The following is a 17,326-nucleotide window of genomic DNA, read 5'->3' on the forward strand; positions in this document are numbered from 1 at the left end:
GGACATGCCCGTCATACAAGAAAAACCAGGAAAATCTAAGTTTCCCTGGCATTTTTATTTTAATTAAAGATTTAATTCAGCTAGGTCGTGACCTGTATCTTCTGCTATTGATTCTAGGACTACCTTGCCGTCATAGAGGTTGATCCCACTCTTAAGTTCTGGGAATTTCTCAACAGCTGCCGCAAGTCCTTCCTTGCCTATTGCCTTTGCATAGAGGGTTGTGGCATTTGATAGGGCGTAGGTTGATGTCATAGCTACTGCACCTGGTATATTTGCTACAGCATAGAAGATTACGCCGTATTTATTAAATACTGGATCAGTGTGGCTTGTTGCGTGATCTTTTGTGATATCTGTAGAACCACCTTGGTCTATAGCCACATCCACTACTACAGAACCTTCCTTCATTTTCTTGACTGTATCTACCTTTACAAGTTGAGGAGCACGTCTACCTGGGATTAGGACTGTAGAAATAACTAGGTCCGCCCCACTTACTGCCTCGTCTATATTTAGTGGATTTGAATAAAGGGTTTCAATCTTATCTGGGAAGAGGTTGTGAAGTTTGGTTAGGGCATCGATATTTACATCTAGAACTGTTACCCTAGCTCCCATACCTACTGCTATCCTTGTTGCTGCTGTACCAACTGTACCAGCTCCTACAATTACAACATGAGCAGGTCTTACTCCTGGCACACCTTGAAGGAGGATTCCCCTGCCACCTTCTGGTTTAGTTAGGTATCTTGCCCCTTCTTGGACAGCCATCCTACCAGCAATCTCACTCATTGGTTGAAGAAGTGGTAGCTTTCTATCCTTCTCTAGAGTTTCAAAACCAATTGCAGTTACTTTTTTCTTAAGCAATTCTTCTGTAAGCTCAGCATTTCCAGCTAGGTGGAGGTAGGCATAAAGGATGAGTCCTTCTCTTAGGTATTTGTATTCTTCCTTAAGAGGCTCCTTGACCTTGTAGATCATCTCAGCCTTCTCCCATACGTCAGCAGCCTTATCAATTATTTTTGCACCTGCTTCTTCATAATCCTCATCGCTAATTCCAGAGCCAACGCCTGCTCCCTTTTCTATTAAAACTTCATTTCCATTTTTAACTAAATCAGCCACAGCACCTGGTACTACAGCCACTCTAGATTCTTGGTCTTTAATCTCTTTAGGTATTCCTATAATCATTTTATATCCTTTCTTAATCTGTTAAACTCGTCTTTACTTCTACATTATACCGGTTTTAGGCATAAGAATAAATTCTTCTTATAATTTTTTTATAAAATATGCTAATTTCCTTGTCAATTTATAAGTTTATCGAAATAAATTTAGAGATGTTTTAGGGCTTTGCGAGTAGATTGACAAGAAAATATTTATTTTTGTAAATCATAAAAATGCGGATAAAATAATAAAATACTATTTATGAAAGGAGATACATATGAAAGATTTTTTTGAAGCAATTAATACATTTCTTTGGGCAGCCCCCCTTATTGTCGGCATTATGGGCACTGGCCTTATCTTGACTCTTGTTTTGGGCGGCCTTCAATTTAGAAAACTTGGCTTTGCCCTTAGGAATACCCTCCTAAAGGTGTTTGATAAGTCACATAAGGACCATGACGGAGATATTTCTCCTTTTGCGGCCCTTTCTACTGCCCTTGCTGCTACTGTCGGTACCGGCAATATCGTAGGTGTCTCCCTTGCCATTATCTTGGGTGGACCTGGGGCTATCTTTTGGATGTGGGTGGCCGCTATCTTCGGTATGGCTACCAAATTTTCCGAGGTAAGCCTTGCCCTTGCCTTTAGGGAAAATAAAGACGGACGCTTTGTGGGTGGACCTATGTATTACATTAAAAATGGTCTAGGAAAGGATGGCCTTGCCAAAACTTTCGCTCTTTTTGCTGGTATTGCTGTTTTTGGTATAGGTAATTCTACCCAATCAAACGCTATAGCAGGTGTCCTTAAGAGCAATTACAATATCAATCCTGTTATTACAGGCCTTATCTTGGCTATTATTGTTGGCTTTGTAATTGTTGGAGGGATCTCTTCAATAAGCAAGGTTACCTCAAAGCTTGTCCCTCTTATGAGCCTACTTTATATACTCGGTTCTATTTATCTTTTATTTTTAAATAGGGCCTATATAATTCCGGCTTTCAAATCAATTTTCCTAGGAGCTTTTTCACCAGCTAGCCTTGGCGGATCTTTTGTCGGCCTTACTTTTAAACAAGTTATTTCATCTGGTGTTGCTAGGGGTGTTTTTACCAACGAAGCAGGCCTTGGTTCTTCACCTATAGCCCACGCCAGCGCTTCTACTGACCACCCTTGCCGCCAAGGGCTTTGGGGAATGAGTGAGGTTTTTGTTGATACAATTATTATCTGTACCATGACAGCCCTTGTCATCCTAACAAGCCAAATATCATGGACATCTAGCTCTGATGCCTCTAGCCTTGTGGCAAATGCCTTCGCAGAGTCCACAAATTACGGGTCTTATGTAGTAAGTATTGGCCTAACTCTTTTTGCCCTATCTACAATCATGGGTTGGGCTTATTATGGAGAAACCGCCCTCACCTATCTTTTTGGAGATAAGATTGTAATTCCTTATAGGATTTTGTATATAATCTTTGTCTTTGTTGGTGCAAATGTTGATCTGGGCCTTGTTTGGATTATTGCAAATATCCTAAATGCCTTAATGGCCCTACCAAACCTCTACGCCCTAATCATGCTAGGCCCTGTAGTTAAAAGGCTTGCAACTGACTTTTTTAAAGACCCAACAAGGATTCGTAAATCACCTGATGAGTACAAAGACCTCTTAAATATAAAATAATATAGTATAATAGTAGTATGATCAAATTAATTACTATTGATGTGGACGGTACACTTGTTACCCCACTTAAGAGACTCAGCAAAAAAAACATAGAAGCAATCGATAGGGCAAGGGATATGGGAGTCCATATAGCCCTAGCCAGCGGCAGGCCATATCATTCAATGGAAAAATATATAAGAAGGCTAGGCCTAAATAGAAAGGGGCATTTTACAGTCTGCCAGAATGGTTCATATATCTTTGATAATGCGACCGGCAAAGCAATTGGCGGAAATTTCCAAACTATTGATGATCTTAAAAAACTTGATGACCTAATGACTCCTTATGATGTAGAAGTATCCGCTATGGATGATATAGGTTTTTATTCAAGGCATAAAGAACCAAATTTTTACACTCAAATGGATGCAGCAATCAACCAGCTAAAATTAACTAAGATTGACTACGACAAAGTAGCCAAAGACAAGGACTTCGGTAGATTTCTGATTTTAGGCTCAAGAGCAAGTATAAATAAGGTACTTAAAAACAAACTAAAAATCCTTAATGAAGATTATTATGCAGTCCAAACCGCACCCTTCCTCATAGAGGTTATGAACAAAAAGGCCAACAAGGGCCACGCCGTAAAGCTTATGGCGGAGATGTTAGATATCACTCCTGATGAAATCATGTCCATAGGCAACGAGAAAAACGACATACCAATGCTAGAGCAAACTGGCTTTCCTGTGGCCATGGCAAATTCAGTCGATGAATTAAAAAAACACGCCAAATTCATCACCAAGTCTAACCTACAAAATGGTGTAGCCTATGCTATAAACAAGCTAATTGACAATAATTTAGAAATTTTTGCATAAAAAATGACTAAGCGAAAGTTTAACTTTTGCCTAGTCATTTTTTTCATTCTAAATAACCCATAGATCCTTTAAGGTCATTTTTAAGTTCATGTCTAATTTCTTCAAGCCTTTTTATAAGAGTTTCCAGATTTCTAAGGCTTACAACTACATCAAATTGCCTAAATCTCATCGAAGCCCTAAGGCCAATATCGGTAAATTTATTAGTCACCTTGCCCGATTCGCTCATCTTTGATGGGAGCTTTAAAAAGCCTGCAAGATTTGTGTCATTATCAATATCATAAACCATGAGGTCAGCCTCAAGTTTAAGCATAGACTTTTGGACCCTGTCGATATTTTTGTTCATCTTATCAATCTTTGATCCCCTTATAAAATTACCGAGGAAATTTCCCCTAAGCCAGGAACTTGCAGAAAAATCATATTTATTGTCAATAGACTGTAGGCTTTTAATCACAATAGCCCTAGTCTGACGCACCTTTCTTAAAATTTTATCAGTCTTAACTAGTTTTTTTTCTAAATTAATTACTCTTTCAGTCATATAGCCTCCTAGGTTCTTAAATAATTTATACCCATTTTTTAGAATTTGAACAAAATTTTATGATTAGTATAATTTATATGTATTTAGTAAAAGAAATGAGGAAAAAATGGCAGATATTTTATACTATAAATCCCACTTAAATAGTGATTTTGATAAATTTAAAGCAATATGCGACACCCACGATGTAAACATAATAGAAGTAGATGAAAAGGAAGTAGACCACCTAGTTGGCTACCTTTTAGGCCTTGAGGGCTTTGATGAAAGCAAAAAGGAAGTAATAGATGAAGAAGCAAATATCGACTTTGACTTCATCCTATTTTCTAATTTTGACAATCAAAAGATGTTTGATGTAATCGATGCCCTTAGAAATAATCAGGTCAATGTACAACACAAGGCAGGAGTTACAGAAAATAATATCAAGTGGTCCCTAAGAGAGCTTTTAATAGAAAATGACAGGGAAGCAAGGACTATGGGCCTTATCCATAAGATAAATGGCCAATTAGAAAAGGCCTCAGACCTTAAGGAAAAATATGGTGAAGATGCCAAAACCAAGGCCCTAATCGATGAAATTAAGGCCTTTTTCAAGGATTCATCTATCTTTAGCATAGAGATGGCCAAGACCTACTACCTAAAATTATTAGATGAAAATATAAGGGTAGAAAACGAAAATAAATAATCACAAGAAAAACTAGCGAATTTTTATTTGCTAGTTTTTTAACTTATACATATAAAGGTAACAAAGACTTCATTTGTGGTATAGTGATTAAAAGACAGTTTTGCGTACATAAAAAGAGGTGAGCCAATGTCAATAATAGATGACATAAAAAATATATTTACCAAAGAAGACAAGATATTTTATGCCCCAATCAAGGGGGAAATTACAGAAATAAAAAATTGCCGCGACCTAATTTTTTCTGAACAAATCGTAGGGCCTGGTGCTCTTATCATAGCCGATGAGGGCAAGGTCTTTGCCCCATGCGATGGCAAGATTACGATGGTTGCCCACGGCAAACACGCTATTGGAGTTGAAAGTAAAAGAGGCATCCAAGTCCTAGTCCATGTTGGCATAGGGACAGTTGAGCTTGAAGGCAAGGGCTTTAATGCACTTGTAAAATCTGGCCAAGAGGTCAAAAAAGGCGACCTCCTTCTAGAATTTGATCTTGATGCGATCAAAGAAGCTGGCTATAGCCTAGAATCCCCAGTAGTTATCACTAATCCAACCATCAAAAAAGTTAAATTATCAGAAGCAGAAAATGTAGAAGTAGGAGACGAGCTCTTTAGCCTATAAGATGACTAAAAAATTAATTGCAGTAGACCTGGACGGGACCCTACTAACAAGCACAAATACCATAAGTAAGAAAAGTAAAGAAATAATAGAAAAAGTCTTAAATGCCGGACACAAGGTTGTAATCATCACTGGCAGAGACTTCTATGGATCAATTACGGTGGCAAGAGAGCTTTTTAATAGGCACTATGGAGGCCTTGTTGCAAGCTCCAATGGCGCCCTAGTCTTTGACCTTGCCAAAAATCAGCCAATCATAAACCACACTATCCCAAGAGAAGTCGTAAAAGAAATGATTGCTTACGGCAAAAGCCTTGGCCTTGATTACTTAATTTATCACGATAATAAAATCCTTGCAGAAAAAGATGATGCCTACGACCTTGACTTTCTCTCAAAGAAAAACAAGCTAGAAGTAGAAATCATAGAATATTTAACAGATAAGCTTGATTTTGACCTAAACAAACTTTTATTTTCGGCAGAACCTAGTCTGATTGAAAAAGTAAAGTCAGATTTTGAAGAAAAATTTAAGGATAAGGTAAACCCGATCCATTCCATGCCTCAATTTCTAGACTGCATGCCAGCTGGTATTCACAAGGGCAGAAGCCTTTTGGAAATAGCTGACTTTTATGGAATTGATCACAAGGATACCCTAGCCTTTGGCGATGAAATCAACGATGAAACCATGATAGAGCTGGCAGGCACTGGAATTGCCATGGCAAATGCCAGTGATTATATCAAAAATCTTGCCGATGATATCTGCCCGACAAACGATGATGACGGCATAGCCCTATATTTAGAAAAGAATATTTTGTAAGGAAAAGAAAGGAAGAAAATGACGAAACTAATTGTAGTAGACGTAGACGGAACACTTGTAAATAGCAAGAGTCAAATTACAGAAAGGACAAAAAACGCCCTAATAAGGGCAAGCAAAGAAGGACATGAGGTCATGATAGCCTCAGGAAGGCCTACTTCTGGAATCTATGCCCTAGCTTCTGCCCTCAAATTTGACGAATTTGGTGGTCTTATCTCATCCTTTAATGGTGGCATGCTCTATGATTATAAAGAAAAGAAGATACTAGCCAACCATCCAATGGACTTAAGTCTTGCCAAAGAAATCCTAAAATTTTCCAAAAATCTTGACCTAGAGCTAATGGTGCCAAAGGGAGATTACATAATAACAGATGATGCTAGCAAGCATTATAGCAATTGGGAAGCCCAAAACCTAGGTGTCCCTCTTAAGGAAGATAAGACCATCAGAGATAGCATTGACTTTGAGCCAAATAAGTTCCTCTTCGCAGCAGACCCAGAAAAAATTGACGAGCCTCGCCAAAAATTAATAGAAAAATTTGCTGACAGGACTGTCCAAGTCCAATCATTGAGGTTCTACCACGAAGTCATGCCCCTTGGCCTATCAAAGGGCAATTCTGTCCTAGAAGCAGCCAAGATCCTAGGCATAGGTACAGATGATATCCTAATCTTTGGCGATGAAATGAACGATATAACAATGTTTGAAATCGGCGGAACAAGGGTTGCCATGGGCAATGCAGTTGACCATATTAAGGAAATCGCCGATCACATCACCTTATCAAATGATGAAGATGGGATAGCAGCCTACCTAGAAGAATATTTATTTTAAGGAGAAGATAATGAATGTAATTATAGCCCAATCCGGTGGACCTACATCAGTAATAAACTCATCTCTTGCAGGTGCTATTGAAGGTGGCATAGACAATGACTTTAACCATATCTACCTATCAAATAACGGCATCGAAGGCATCCTCAAAGAACATATAGAAGAAGTCGACCAGGAAATCTTTGCCAAGGACAATTGCGGCAAAAAACTTATGGCCAGGCCATCATCAATACTTGGTTCCTGCAGGTATAAATTATCAGATGACCTAGACCACCCAGACTATGCCAAAATTTTTGAAGTCCTAAGGAAAAACGCCATCGACCTCTTTATCTATATTGGCGGCAACGACTCTATGGACACAGTCACAAAACTAAATAAATACATGGTAGAGAAGAAAATCGAAGACATCCATGTCATAGGATGCCCTAAGACAATTGATAACGACCTAATGGGTATGGATCACTCCCCAGGCTACGGATCAGCTGCCAAATACATAGCATCCACAATCAGGACAATCAGGACAGATGTCGATATCTATGACCTAGAAAGCGTGACCTTTGTGGAAATAATGGGTCGCCACGCAGGCTGGCTTGCAGCAAGTTCTCTTGTGGCCAACCACAAGGCCAAAAAAGATCAGGTCAACCTACTCTATATACCAGAAGATGAGAAATATCTAGATGATATCTTTGATGAAATAAAAGAGGCCCTAAAGGCTGAAAACAACCTCATAGTAGCCCTAGCTGAAGGCTTTAGGGACCTAGAAGATAAGCTAAACGAAGAAGTCTTTTCAAATTCTAAGGACGGTTTCAACCACCCAGTAGTAGCAGGAGTTGGCGAAAGACTAGCAACCATGGTTAGAGAAAGGCTAGGGATCAAATCCAGGGCAATAGAGCTAAACACAGTCCAAAGGACCAACACCCTAATAAGTAAGACAGATGCAGAAGAAGCCTACAAACTAGGCTATAGGGCAACAGAGCTAGGAATCGACCACACCAACCTAGTCCCAGTCCTAAGAAGATCTAATAATGATAATTATGAAGTCACCTACACAGAGGTCAAACCATCAGAAATAGCCAACAGAGAGATGATGATTCCTGTAGATTGGCTAGGTGATAAGAAAACCCTAGAAGAAAAAATGATAAACTATTGCCTCCCACTAATCCAGGGAGAAATAGCCCAGACCTACCAAGACGGCATGCCAGTCTTTATTGAGAAAGAAGATTTTATAAAATAAAAACAAATTCCTATGGCTTTCAGCTGTAGGAATTTTTACTATAAAATCATTAAAATTATCTAGAGTAAAGACGCCTTGCAAACTTCATCTCGAGCGAAGCGAGAAAAGCCCGTCGGCTCCAGGAAACAAGCCTAAAGACACTCCACCCTTGCTTCGACCAACCTGGAGAAGCCTAACAGGGTATTTCGTAGTCAACAAAAACCCAAGAACAACAATCCGTTAATATTCAAAGGGATAAAAAAATTAGCAAACACCCAAGCAGAACTAATAGATCTCTCGACAAGCTCGAGATAAGGAAACAAGCCCATCGGCTCATGGAGACACGCCCCTCCGGCGCGTATCTATGCCTAACCCCATTTGTGAAGCAAATGGTTGGTAGGCTTGATGCCGTAGCTGAGGAGCCCCACGCGAAGCCCTATCCCAATCTTCTGTAAGAAGATTGAGGAAGGACTGGTGTAGAGGCAGAGTGGTCGAGCTTTAGCTCGAAACAAAGAACTTCTATATTAACTATTTTATTAAATTCTATACTCATTAAATAAAAACTCTATTACAATTTTCAATTCTCTCATCCTCCACTAATTAAAAAATAAACATTTTTTTGAATTTTTAAAAGCTAAGGTATAATGATAGTCTGAATTACATACAAGGAGACAATTTTGAACAAGAGAAATAAAGACATACTTATTAGCGGACTTGCCCTTTTCGCTATATTTTTTGGTGCGGGCAATTTAATTTTTCCACCCTATTTGGGTGTCATAACTGGAGATGGATGGGCTTCTACCATGCTAGGATTTTTGCTAGCAGACCCTGTTATTCCGATTTTTGCAGTAATCATGACAGCCTTTGCTGGAGGGCGTGCTGTAGATATCGGCAAGCGAGTGGGACCCAACTTTTCTAACATTTTAACTATAGCGTCTATCATCTGCATAGGTCCTGCCTTTGCTATCCCAAGGACAGCAGCTACTACCTATGAGGTAGGCTTTAAGTCCTTTTTCCCAAACCTACCTATCTGGACTGTAACTTTAGGATTTTTTGCCATCACCTTTATCCTTTCCTTTAGGGAAACAAGTGTAGTAAATATCATAGGCAAATATATAACACCCTTCCTCCTATTTTTCCTATTTGTATTAATAGTTAAGGCTATTATTAGTCCAATAGGAATGCCAGTTCCTAGCGATGTTAAGGATGGATTTTTCGTAAAAGGATTCTACGAAGGTTACCAAACAATCGATGCCTTTGCCTCTCCCCTTTTTACTGGTATTGTCGTAACAGACATGATCAGAAAGGGCTATGGCAAGACTAATCAAAAGGAAAAAATGTCTTTTATCATAGCTGTAGGCTGTGTGGCATCAGTCTTTCTAGCCCTAGTCTACGGAGGACTTACCTATCTAGGGGCTAATGCCAGTGGAATATTTTCCCAAGCAGACTCCCGTGTAGAAATCCTAATAAACCTAGTCTACATGGTCCTAGGAAATTTCGGCAAATTTGCTATAAGCATTTCAGTAAGCTTAGCCTGCCTTACAACAGCCATCGGCCTTACCTCATCAGCTGGTAATTTTATCGAAAACTTAACAAATGGCAAGATAAAATATCTTTACACAGCAATCTTTGTAACCCTAGCAAGCTTTCTCATCTCATCTTTGGGTGTGGATGCTATAATAAACCTTGCAGCTCCAGTCCTAAATATAGGATATCCAATCATAATTTGCCTGGCCTTTTATATGATTTTTGATAAGAAAGTCCCTTACAACATGGCCTACATCCTCATGGTTACAGCAGTAATTATAACAGCTGTCATAGAAACTTTTGGCAAAAAATTTGGCCTTATAGGACTTGTAGACCTTATACAAAACCTACCCCTAGCAAAATTTGGCTTCACCTGGTTCATCCCTTCCCTAATATGCTTCATCCTTGGAATAATTTTAGGAAAGCTTGGCCTAGGCAAGAAAGTGACCTATAAGTAAATACTTAAAAAGACGAGCATATTGCTCGCCTTTTTTATAAGGATTTTAGCATGTCCACATAATTTGGCATGGAGTAATTTTCTCTTGATATTAATTTTTCCAGACAATCTGAGATTTCTCTTATCTTTTCTGCTAGGCTCCTGGTCTGATTTTGCAAATAAAAAGCCTTGTCTTCTCTATCTTTTATAGATTCAGATTTTTTTAAGATATTTATGATTTTCTCGCTATAATCAAGAAGCTCTCCTACTTCTTCATTAATCTTATTAGCCCTTGCCTTAAGCTTATCATTGTCCACAAAGGCCAGGTAATCCCTGATTTCTTTGATTTCCCTCATAGCTGATGGGAGGATTTCTTGCTGGATCATATTATTTAAAATCTCTAGCTGGGAAGAGAAGAAATTAATCACCTCTTCAAATTCAACATTGATTATAGATTCAATTTCCTTGCTTGTAAAGATTCCCGCCCTTTCAAATATATCGTAGGCCCCATCTTCCTTTGCAGCCTTTAGGGCTTCTAGAAAACTTGGATAATTATCAAGGCCACGGTCACGAGCTTCTTTTTTCCATTCTTCTGAATAACCATCACCCTGGAATAAAATCCTCTTATTGGCTTCATATATTTCCCTGATTATGGCATAAGCCTCTTCTTTTCGCCATTCTTCATCGGCCTTTTCTAGCCTATCAGCGATTTTCTTTAAAGATTCTGCCATGGCAATATTTAAGACTGTATTTAAGTCTGCTGCAGATTTGGATGAGCCAAGCATCCTAAATTCAAATTTATTGCCGGTAAAGGCTATTGGCGATGTCCTATTTCTGTCTGATGAATCAGTTTTTAGCTCGCCCAGGTGAGGTATTTTAACCTTGTTAGATGGAACTTGTCCTTCAAAGTCTCCCCTAGCTATGGCCTTTAGGATTTCTTCTAAATCAAGTCCCACAAAGACAGAAAGAATGGCTGGTGGGGCCTCATCGCCTCCTAGCCTGTAGTCGTTGGTGACAGATGATGAAGCTATCCTGATTAGCTTTTGGTACTCGTTACAAACCTCTATCATGGCTGCCAAAAACAAGAGGAAGGTCATGTTGTTTTTTGGGTCCTTGCCTGGTGAAAATAAGTTTTTACCATAATTTGTGGCAAGGGAATAATTGTTGTGCTTGCCTGATCCTGCCATATTCTTAAAAGGCTTTTCCTTAAGAAGACAAACCAAGTCGTGCTTGAGGGCAGTTTTTTCCAAAATGTACATCAAAAGCTGGTTATTATCCACAGAAATATTTGCATTTTCAAACATTATCGCTATCTCAAATTGGTTTGGACCCACCTCATTGTGCTCTGCTTCCATGTAGATTCCTAGGTCATAAAGCTGTTTATTGACATCTTCATAAAAATCATTGACCCTCTGAGGAATAGCACCCAAATAATGGGAAACCAGCTCTTTTTCAACCATCGGCTCAGAGCCAATTAGGGTCATGCCCGAATATTCGAGGTCAATTCTCTTGTCAAAATATTTCTTATCTATAAGATAAAATTCCTGTTCAAGACCAAGCTTCGCCTTGACCCTATAGGTTGTTTCATCTTTCAAAAAAAGATTGCAAATCCTAGCGGCTTCACTGCTTACCATGTTCATTGACTCTATTAGAGGTAGCTTCTTATCTAATTTCTCCCCATAAAATGAAACGAAGACTGATGGTATGTAGAGGACCTTGTCTAAGATAAAGGAATTGGCTGTCAAATCCCAATATGTATAGCCCCTGGCTTCAAAAGTTGAACGCATTCCACCGGATGGAAAGGATGAAGCATCAGGCTCTCCCTTGATTAGTTCCTTACCCGAAAACCTATAGATAGGATTATGCTTATCATCCCTGCTCAAAAAGGCGGTTTTCTTTGTTGCAGTCTTGCCATTTAGGGGCTGAAACCAATGTGTGTAGGATGTAGCACCCTTAGAAATAGCCCAGGCCTTCATGGCATGAGCGATAGAATCAGCTGTCTCTCTGTCTAGGTTTGCATTTCCTCTTGCTGCCTCTTTCCATTTTAGGTAAACTGGATAAGGCACATTTTCCTTCATAGTCTTCTTATCAAAGGCCATATTTCCAAACTTTTCCAAAATATTACTCCCTAATTTTCTTTAGCAAATTTACTTTTTCATTATACCTGCGTAAAGAAAAATTATAAATGGACCTAAATAATTATTCTTAGTAAGATTTCACAAATAAAAAAATCATAGCTTATGACCTCATCACAAGCTATGATTTTTTAATTTTAGTAAATTGGGTTTTTTTGGTTGTAGCCTCTACATACCTTATTTACGTTTTTGATTGTAATATTTCTTGCTACAAAATATCCAAGTCCACATATCCATGAACCAAGAAGTAGCCATAATATCACGCTTGCTCCATTTTCTTGAATATGGTAGCCATATCTATGACCGTTTGCTGCAGTTCTATTTGCTAGGGCATAATCCCAATAAATACTATAAATACCACAAGTTAGGATTGTTAAAATTAGATATTTTAATACACCACTAGTGTGTTCTCCATCTCCTGCGCAAGCAATATTTACATCTCTTGATACTGTGTGGACAAAATATAGACTATATAATCCGCAAGTAATTAAATTTAATAGTAAGAATAATATCAATGATCTTCTTTCTGGTAGCATTCCGTGAAAATCTCCTGAATCTCCTGTATATTTAAAGGCATCTGAATCTTGGTAAGCTCCATTTGCTCCGCTTTTTGCCTTAGCGGCTCCATCAGCATCCTTAGCAAATTTTGAGCTTATCTTTCCTATTTCAGTCATAAATAGACCAAAGGCAGCCATTATTTCTGATTTCAAAAACTCTGTGTCGCTTAATTTGTTAAAATATCCTTCTTCGTAGATTACATCACCAGCAGACATAGCTACTAGGTATATTAAAACTGGTGCCCCAATAGCTAAGAGTATTAGAATCACACTTACAATTGGCCTAAAGAAGAAATCATAATAGGTTACCTTTCTTATTATTAGGTCAATTATCCTTACTATAATCATAAATGCACCACTTATAACTGTAAGGTTAAAAAGGTCTTGGTTATCAGTTTTGTTCCACTGGCTAGCAACTGTATATAAACTGTAGCCGAAAAATACTACAGAAACTAAAGAAAGAAGGTTGGCCAATAGGTTAAATGCCATTGAAAATAAAAATCCTAACATTAGAAAATACCTCCTATAGTAAATATAACTAACCTAAGAAGGTCAATTGCAAAAAGAATTGCACAAACAGAAGCTGCTCCAAGGCCTGTTAGGGCAATGATTTTCACAAGGCCACTTGGCTTTATCTCGATGCTTGCTTCATTAGATGCGTCTTTTTCCATATCTTTCATGCTTTTAAAGATAGGCTCATTGTCTACCATATTTTCATCATTGGAAAATCCATCTATTGCATCACTGCTAGCTTTTTCTTCAAATAAATTATTAGCTGGCTTAACTTCAACATCTTCCTTGATATCCTCAACTGTTTGATCGAGAGTTTCTTCAGCCTTTTGGGCAGTTTCTTTTACTGTTTCTTTTACTTCTTGAGCAGTATCTTCAATATTTTCCTTGGCTGTATCAAGAGATTCTTCTACAGATTCCTTGACTTTTTCAGCCTTTTCTCCTAGATCTTTGCCTACTTCTTCTAATCTTTCAGCAGCCTCTTGCTTTTTCTCGTCAAATTTTTCTGAAAATTCTTCTTTTTTCTCATCAAGATTTAATTCGACTTTTTCGCTTGCTGGTTGAATTTTTTCTTGGTCAACTGGGCTACCGCATTGGGCACAGAAATTAGCGCCTGGCTTTAGCTCAGCCCCACAATTTTTACAAAACATCTCAACTCCTTTTTACTTTTTAATAATACTCTCATAGGCCTTATAAATTATCGAATCCCTAGGCCTACATACTACTATATCATCGCTAGGATCAGCCATCCTTATAAAATAAACAGCAAATACTAAGATAAGTCCCAAAGCTATGGCGATTTTCTTAAACCTATCTGAAAGTTTCCCCCTGAATATATAAGCCACTAAAACAATAGCTGGTAGGGGATAAAGCGGATGGTAAGCAAAGGCCAAAGACGGCTTAAGCCTAAGTAGGGAAAAGTAAGCCCTCGTCATACCACAACTTGGACAGGAAATCCCTGTCAGCGCCTTGATTGGGCAGGTAAAACCAAGTGCAAAAAGCAATGCATAAAAAATTATAATTGCTAATATAAAAAATATAAAATCCTTGGTTTTATCCTTCATCGCTGTCCTTTCATACTTTAACAAATGATATATTATTATTATATCATATTAATAAGTGAAATTCTATTATTTACTAGTTTTCTTTGTTTTTCTTTGGAATTTAACAAAAAAATACCAAGTCTATCTTGTCAGATTTGACTTGGTATTTTAATATTATTAAAATTTTTTATCTAAGCTTTGGCTTCAAGCTTTTCGATTAGGATTCTTACCTTCTCTAAGATAAGTTTTTGTCTTATTACTAAGACTTCAAGCTTAGCTCTTTTTGCTTCAGACATCTTGGCAGTTTTCATATAGTTTTCTGCTCTTTCTAGGACAGATAAGGCTCTCTTATAAGCCATTTTTAGATTAACTAGAGCTTCTCTAAATTTCTCTTTTTTAAGCTTTTCTGCATCCTCACTTGTCTTCTTGTCGTCATCCTTTGACTTATTATTAGTATTTGACTTACTATCATTATTATTTGCTTTATTATTAGTATTTGGCTTATTATCTGATGGTGAGCTTGGCTTATTATTTTGACCCTTATTTTCTGGCTTTTGATTTTCTTTTGCCTTTTTATTTTTTAGGACTTCTAGGCCGACTTTTTTAGCATTTAGGATCTTTTCATCTTTTTTGATTGCTTCAAGGATTTGTCTAAGAGAAATCTTCTTTTGATCAAGCTTGCCCTTTATTTCCTTGTAGTCTTTAGCCATTTCTGGAGCAACTCTTTTATCTAAGCTATCCTTAAGTGTCTTAATATTTTCATCTAGCTTTTTATCCTCATTATCAAGGTCTTTCTTTTTATTTTCAAGGCTTGATAGCTTATTTTTATTTGCTGCAAGTTCTTTATTTAAAGCTTCATTCTCAGCTTCAAGAGCTTTTTTACTAGCCTCTTTATTTTCAATTTCTTTAAGAAGTTTTTCTTTAGCTCTTATTTTTTCATCATGACCTTTGATAACTGCTTCTTTTGCCTTGATATCAGCCTTTATTTCGTTTATTGCTTTTGAATCAGCTTCTAATTGCTTCTTTATTTTTTCTACTTTAAGGTCATTAGTTTTCTTAGTATTTTCATTATCTAAGATTTCCCCCTTAAGCTTATCAATCCTACTAGTTAAATCTTCTTTTTTAGAGTTTAACTCTTTAAACTCCTCAGTTTTTTTATTATATTCTTCTATTTCTCTCTCATATTTTTTCTTTGCTTCTAAGAATGGATTTATATGTGTTTTTGATTTGTCTATATTATTTCTAATTGCAGAATTCTCTGCCTCTAATCTCTTTATTTCATCTATATCATCAGGATTTATATTATTTTGCTCTTTTTCTCTTAATAACTTTTCTTGTTCACTTGTTGTAGAATTTATTTTTATTGCATTTGTTTTTTGTTCTTCTTCTTTTTCTCTTATACTATTTAGAGTATCTTGAATTTCTTTTTTGTAAGCTTCTATTTTTGAATTAGCTTCATTTGCTTTGTTTTCCGCTTCATTTTTTAGGGATTCTAGAGTGTTTTTTTCATTATTAGTCTTATCCAACCTACTCTTAAGCTCTTTTAAAGTCTCTTCTTTATTTGCTTCATTAGAATTTTCAGCATTTTCAATGCTTACTTCAAGATCCCCAATATTTCTTTCTTTTTCTTTAATTTCGTCATCTAAGCCATTTGCTTCTAACTTTTGTTTGTCAAATTCTCCCTGGGCTTCAATTTTCTTACTTTCAAGACCTTGTTTTTTTGAAATTAAGCTATCAATTTCTTTTTGTAAAGCATTTTGTTTCTCTTCAAGTTCTTTTGATTTAGCTTCTAATTCATCAATCTTTTTTTCTATTTCATCATTATATAACTGATTTTTAGCCTTAAGCTCTTTTATTCTAATTTCATTAGCTTTTATTTTATCTAACTGTTTTGATTCTATTTTTTCAAAATCTTCTATTGTTTTATTTGCTTTTGCTAATTCTTCTTTTGTTTTATCAATATTTTGATTTCTATTCTCAGCATTTTTGATTTGTTTTTGAGTTTCTTCAAGATTTGTCTTTAATTCATTTAGGGTGTTTTTCTTTGAGTTTATATCTATTTCAAGTCTTTCGCTATATGCCTTATTCTTTTGGTATTCTTTTTGTAAATCTTCGTGAGCTTTTACTTCTTTTGCTAATTTATTTTCTAAGGCTGTTTTTGCGCTTTCTTCTTTAGACTTTGAACTTTTTGCTTCTTTTATATCTTTTTCTACTTGGGTCTTGTCTGTAGATTTTAATTCAGCGATTTTTTCATTATTAGCTTGTATTTTACCTTCTAGTTCTGTTTTCTTTTGCTCGACTGCTTTTTTCTCTGATTGAAGGTCTTTTAGGGCCTTTTCTGCGATTTTCTTTTCTTCTTTTAGTTTATTTAACTTGGCTAGATCAGCCTTGCTTTCTTTATCAAATTTACTTTTTATCTCATCTAATTTCTTCTCTAAATCTGAAATCTCAGTTTCAAGTCGAGTTTTCTCTTTAATTCTTGCATTAAGCTCTCTTTGCTTTTCTTGGATTTCTTTTTCTAGTTTTTTGATAGCATCTTCATTTTTTTGATTATTTATGGCTGCTTTTACATCTTCTTTTGCCGCAAGAGGACTTTCAATGTGATTAAAAAATATACTTGTCGACAGGGCTGTGATTAGGGCAAATTTTGCAAGATTTCTTTTCTTCATTTGATTCTCCTTAATAATTAATTGTCTTTACTTTATAAGTTTTTATTTAATTATAAATTATGGATCATTAAATTTATGTTAAGAAATAGGATTTTTTTGCAAAAAATAAAAAGCACCACTTGGCTATAATTAGCC

At 36.7% G+C, this 17,326-nt stretch carries 15 protein-coding genes; 8 read left to right on the forward strand and 7 right to left on the reverse strand.

The window, feature by feature from the left end; genetic code table 11:
- Positions 1–63: 63 nt before the first annotated feature.
- Positions 64–1,173, reverse strand: a complete 1,110-nt coding sequence (gene ald / locus ACCQ42_RS03300) for an alanine dehydrogenase (protein ID WP_265214176.1) — start codon at positions 1,171–1,173, stop codon at positions 64–66.
- A 250-nt stretch (positions 1,174–1,423) separates the two neighbouring features.
- On the opposite strand from ald, the gene ACCQ42_RS03305 reads away from it, so the two are divergent.
- Both ACCQ42_RS03305 and ACCQ42_RS03310 read left to right on the forward strand, forming a co-directional pair.
- Positions 1,424–2,806: an alanine/glycine:cation symporter family protein gene (locus tag ACCQ42_RS03305; protein ID WP_410035364.1), complete on the forward strand. Its 1,383-nt coding sequence runs from the start codon at positions 1,424–1,426 to the stop codon at positions 2,804–2,806.
- A 17-nt stretch (positions 2,807–2,823) separates the two neighbouring features.
- Positions 2,824–3,651 carry a Cof-type HAD-IIB family hydrolase gene (locus ACCQ42_RS03310; RefSeq protein ID WP_410035365.1) on the forward strand — a complete coding sequence of 276 codons (828 nt, stop codon included), beginning with the start codon at positions 2,824–2,826 and terminating at the stop codon, positions 3,649–3,651.
- Between the two features lie 43 nt (positions 3,652–3,694).
- On the opposite strand, the gene ACCQ42_RS03315 is transcribed toward ACCQ42_RS03310, so the two are convergent.
- A complete protein-coding gene (locus ACCQ42_RS03315) occupies positions 3,695–4,186 on the reverse strand; it encodes a hypothetical protein (protein ID WP_410035366.1) in 492 nt (163 codons plus the stop codon).
- Between the two features lie 106 nt (positions 4,187–4,292).
- Here ACCQ42_RS03315 and ACCQ42_RS03320 point away from each other — a divergent pair, with 106 nt between their 5' ends.
- The 6 genes from ACCQ42_RS03320 (at position 4,293) to brnQ (ending at position 10,299) form a co-directional block, all read left to right on the forward strand.
- Entirely contained in the window at positions 4,293–4,862 is a 570-nt protein-coding gene (locus ACCQ42_RS03320) for a DUF3783 domain-containing protein (protein WP_410035367.1), read from the forward strand.
- A gap of 126 nt (positions 4,863–4,988) precedes the next feature.
- Positions 4,989–5,474, forward strand: coding sequence for a PTS sugar transporter subunit IIA (locus tag ACCQ42_RS03325; RefSeq protein WP_410035368.1), 486 nt, complete (start codon positions 4,989–4,991; stop codon positions 5,472–5,474).
- 1 nt (position 5,475) lies between these two features.
- The gene (locus tag ACCQ42_RS03330) at positions 5,476–6,282 is read left to right on the forward strand and encodes a Cof-type HAD-IIB family hydrolase (RefSeq protein WP_410035369.1); all 807 of its coding nucleotides are present in this window, start codon (positions 5,476–5,478) and stop codon (positions 6,280–6,282) included.
- A gap of 18 nt (positions 6,283–6,300) precedes the next feature.
- On the forward strand, positions 6,301–7,104 hold the full coding sequence (locus tag ACCQ42_RS03335; RefSeq protein ID WP_106461583.1) for a Cof-type HAD-IIB family hydrolase: 804 nt from the start codon (positions 6,301–6,303) through the stop codon (positions 7,102–7,104).
- A gap of 10 nt (positions 7,105–7,114) precedes the next feature.
- Entirely contained in the window at positions 7,115–8,335 is a 1,221-nt protein-coding gene (locus tag ACCQ42_RS03340) for a diphosphate--fructose-6-phosphate 1-phosphotransferase (RefSeq protein ID WP_410035370.1), read from the forward strand.
- Between the two features lie 656 nt (positions 8,336–8,991).
- Positions 8,992–10,299, forward strand: a complete 1,308-nt coding sequence (gene brnQ, locus ACCQ42_RS03345; RefSeq protein ID WP_410035371.1) for a branched-chain amino acid transport system II carrier protein — start codon at positions 8,992–8,994, stop codon at positions 10,297–10,299.
- Between the two features lie 34 nt (positions 10,300–10,333).
- On the opposite strand, the gene ACCQ42_RS03350 is transcribed toward brnQ, so the two are convergent.
- The 5 genes from ACCQ42_RS03350 to ACCQ42_RS03370 form a co-directional block, all read right to left on the reverse strand.
- The gene (locus tag ACCQ42_RS03350; protein ID WP_410035372.1) at positions 10,334–12,394 is read right to left on the reverse strand and encodes a glutamine synthetase III domain-containing protein; all 2,061 of its coding nucleotides are present in this window, start codon (positions 12,392–12,394) and stop codon (positions 10,334–10,336) included.
- A gap of 155 nt (positions 12,395–12,549) precedes the next feature.
- Positions 12,550–13,479, reverse strand: coding sequence for a DUF4234 domain-containing protein (locus tag ACCQ42_RS03355; protein ID WP_410035373.1), 930 nt, complete (start codon positions 13,477–13,479; stop codon positions 12,550–12,552).
- Positions 13,479–14,129 (reverse strand): zinc ribbon domain-containing protein, encoded by a 651-nt coding sequence (locus ACCQ42_RS03360; RefSeq protein ID WP_410035374.1) that lies wholly within the window; start codon positions 14,127–14,129, stop codon positions 13,479–13,481. Before ACCQ42_RS03360 ends, ACCQ42_RS03355 begins: the two co-directional genes overlap by 1 nt.
- 12 nt (positions 14,130–14,141) lie before the next feature.
- Positions 14,142–14,543: a DUF2752 domain-containing protein gene (locus ACCQ42_RS03365; RefSeq protein ID WP_311531152.1), complete on the reverse strand. Its 402-nt coding sequence runs from the start codon at positions 14,541–14,543 to the stop codon at positions 14,142–14,144.
- 170 nt (positions 14,544–14,713) lie between these two features.
- Entirely contained in the window at positions 14,714–17,191 is a 2,478-nt protein-coding gene (locus tag ACCQ42_RS03370) for a hypothetical protein (RefSeq protein WP_410035375.1), read from the reverse strand.
- Positions 17,192–17,326 lie beyond the last annotated feature (135 nt).

Origin of the sequence: Anaerococcus kampingae (genome assembly GCF_046365475.1) — a bacterium.
GTDB classification, from domain to species: domain Bacteria; phylum Bacillota; class Clostridia; order Tissierellales; family Peptoniphilaceae; genus Anaerococcus; species Anaerococcus kampingae.

Bases quoted from the DNA above. Each gene is read 5' to 3' on its own strand.
- ACCQ42_RS03360 (WP_410035374.1), bottom strand. From the start codon at position 14,129: ATGTTTTGTAAAAATTGTGGGGCTGAGCTAAAGCCAGGCGCTAATTTC.
- ACCQ42_RS03340 (WP_410035370.1), top strand. From the start codon at position 7,115: ATGAATGTAATTATAGCCCAATCCGGTGGACCTACATCAGTAATAAAC.
- ACCQ42_RS03330 (WP_410035369.1), top strand. From the start codon at position 5,476: ATGACTAAAAAATTAATTGCAGTAGACCTGGACGGGACCCTACTAACA.
- ACCQ42_RS03310 (WP_410035365.1), top strand. From the start codon at position 2,824: ATGATCAAATTAATTACTATTGATGTGGACGGTACACTTGTTACCCCA.
- ACCQ42_RS03320 (WP_410035367.1), top strand. From the start codon at position 4,293: ATGGCAGATATTTTATACTATAAATCCCACTTAAATAGTGATTTTGAT.
- ACCQ42_RS03325 (WP_410035368.1), top strand. From the start codon at position 4,989: ATGTCAATAATAGATGACATAAAAAATATATTTACCAAAGAAGACAAG.
- ACCQ42_RS03335 (WP_106461583.1), top strand. From the start codon at position 6,301: ATGACGAAACTAATTGTAGTAGACGTAGACGGAACACTTGTAAATAGC.
- ACCQ42_RS03355 (WP_410035373.1), bottom strand. From the start codon at position 13,479: ATGTTAGGATTTTTATTTTCAATGGCATTTAACCTATTGGCCAACCTT.
- ACCQ42_RS03305 (WP_410035364.1), top strand. From the start codon at position 1,424: ATGAAAGATTTTTTTGAAGCAATTAATACATTTCTTTGGGCAGCCCCC.
- ACCQ42_RS03370 (WP_410035375.1), bottom strand. From the start codon at position 17,191: ATGAAGAAAAGAAATCTTGCAAAATTTGCCCTAATCACAGCCCTGTCG.
- ACCQ42_RS03315 (WP_410035366.1), bottom strand. From the start codon at position 4,186: ATGACTGAAAGAGTAATTAATTTAGAAAAAAAACTAGTTAAGACTGAT.
- ald (WP_265214176.1), bottom strand. From the start codon at position 1,173: ATGATTATAGGAATACCTAAAGAGATTAAAGACCAAGAATCTAGAGTG.
- ACCQ42_RS03365 (WP_311531152.1), bottom strand. From the start codon at position 14,543: ATGAAGGATAAAACCAAGGATTTTATATTTTTTATATTAGCAATTATA.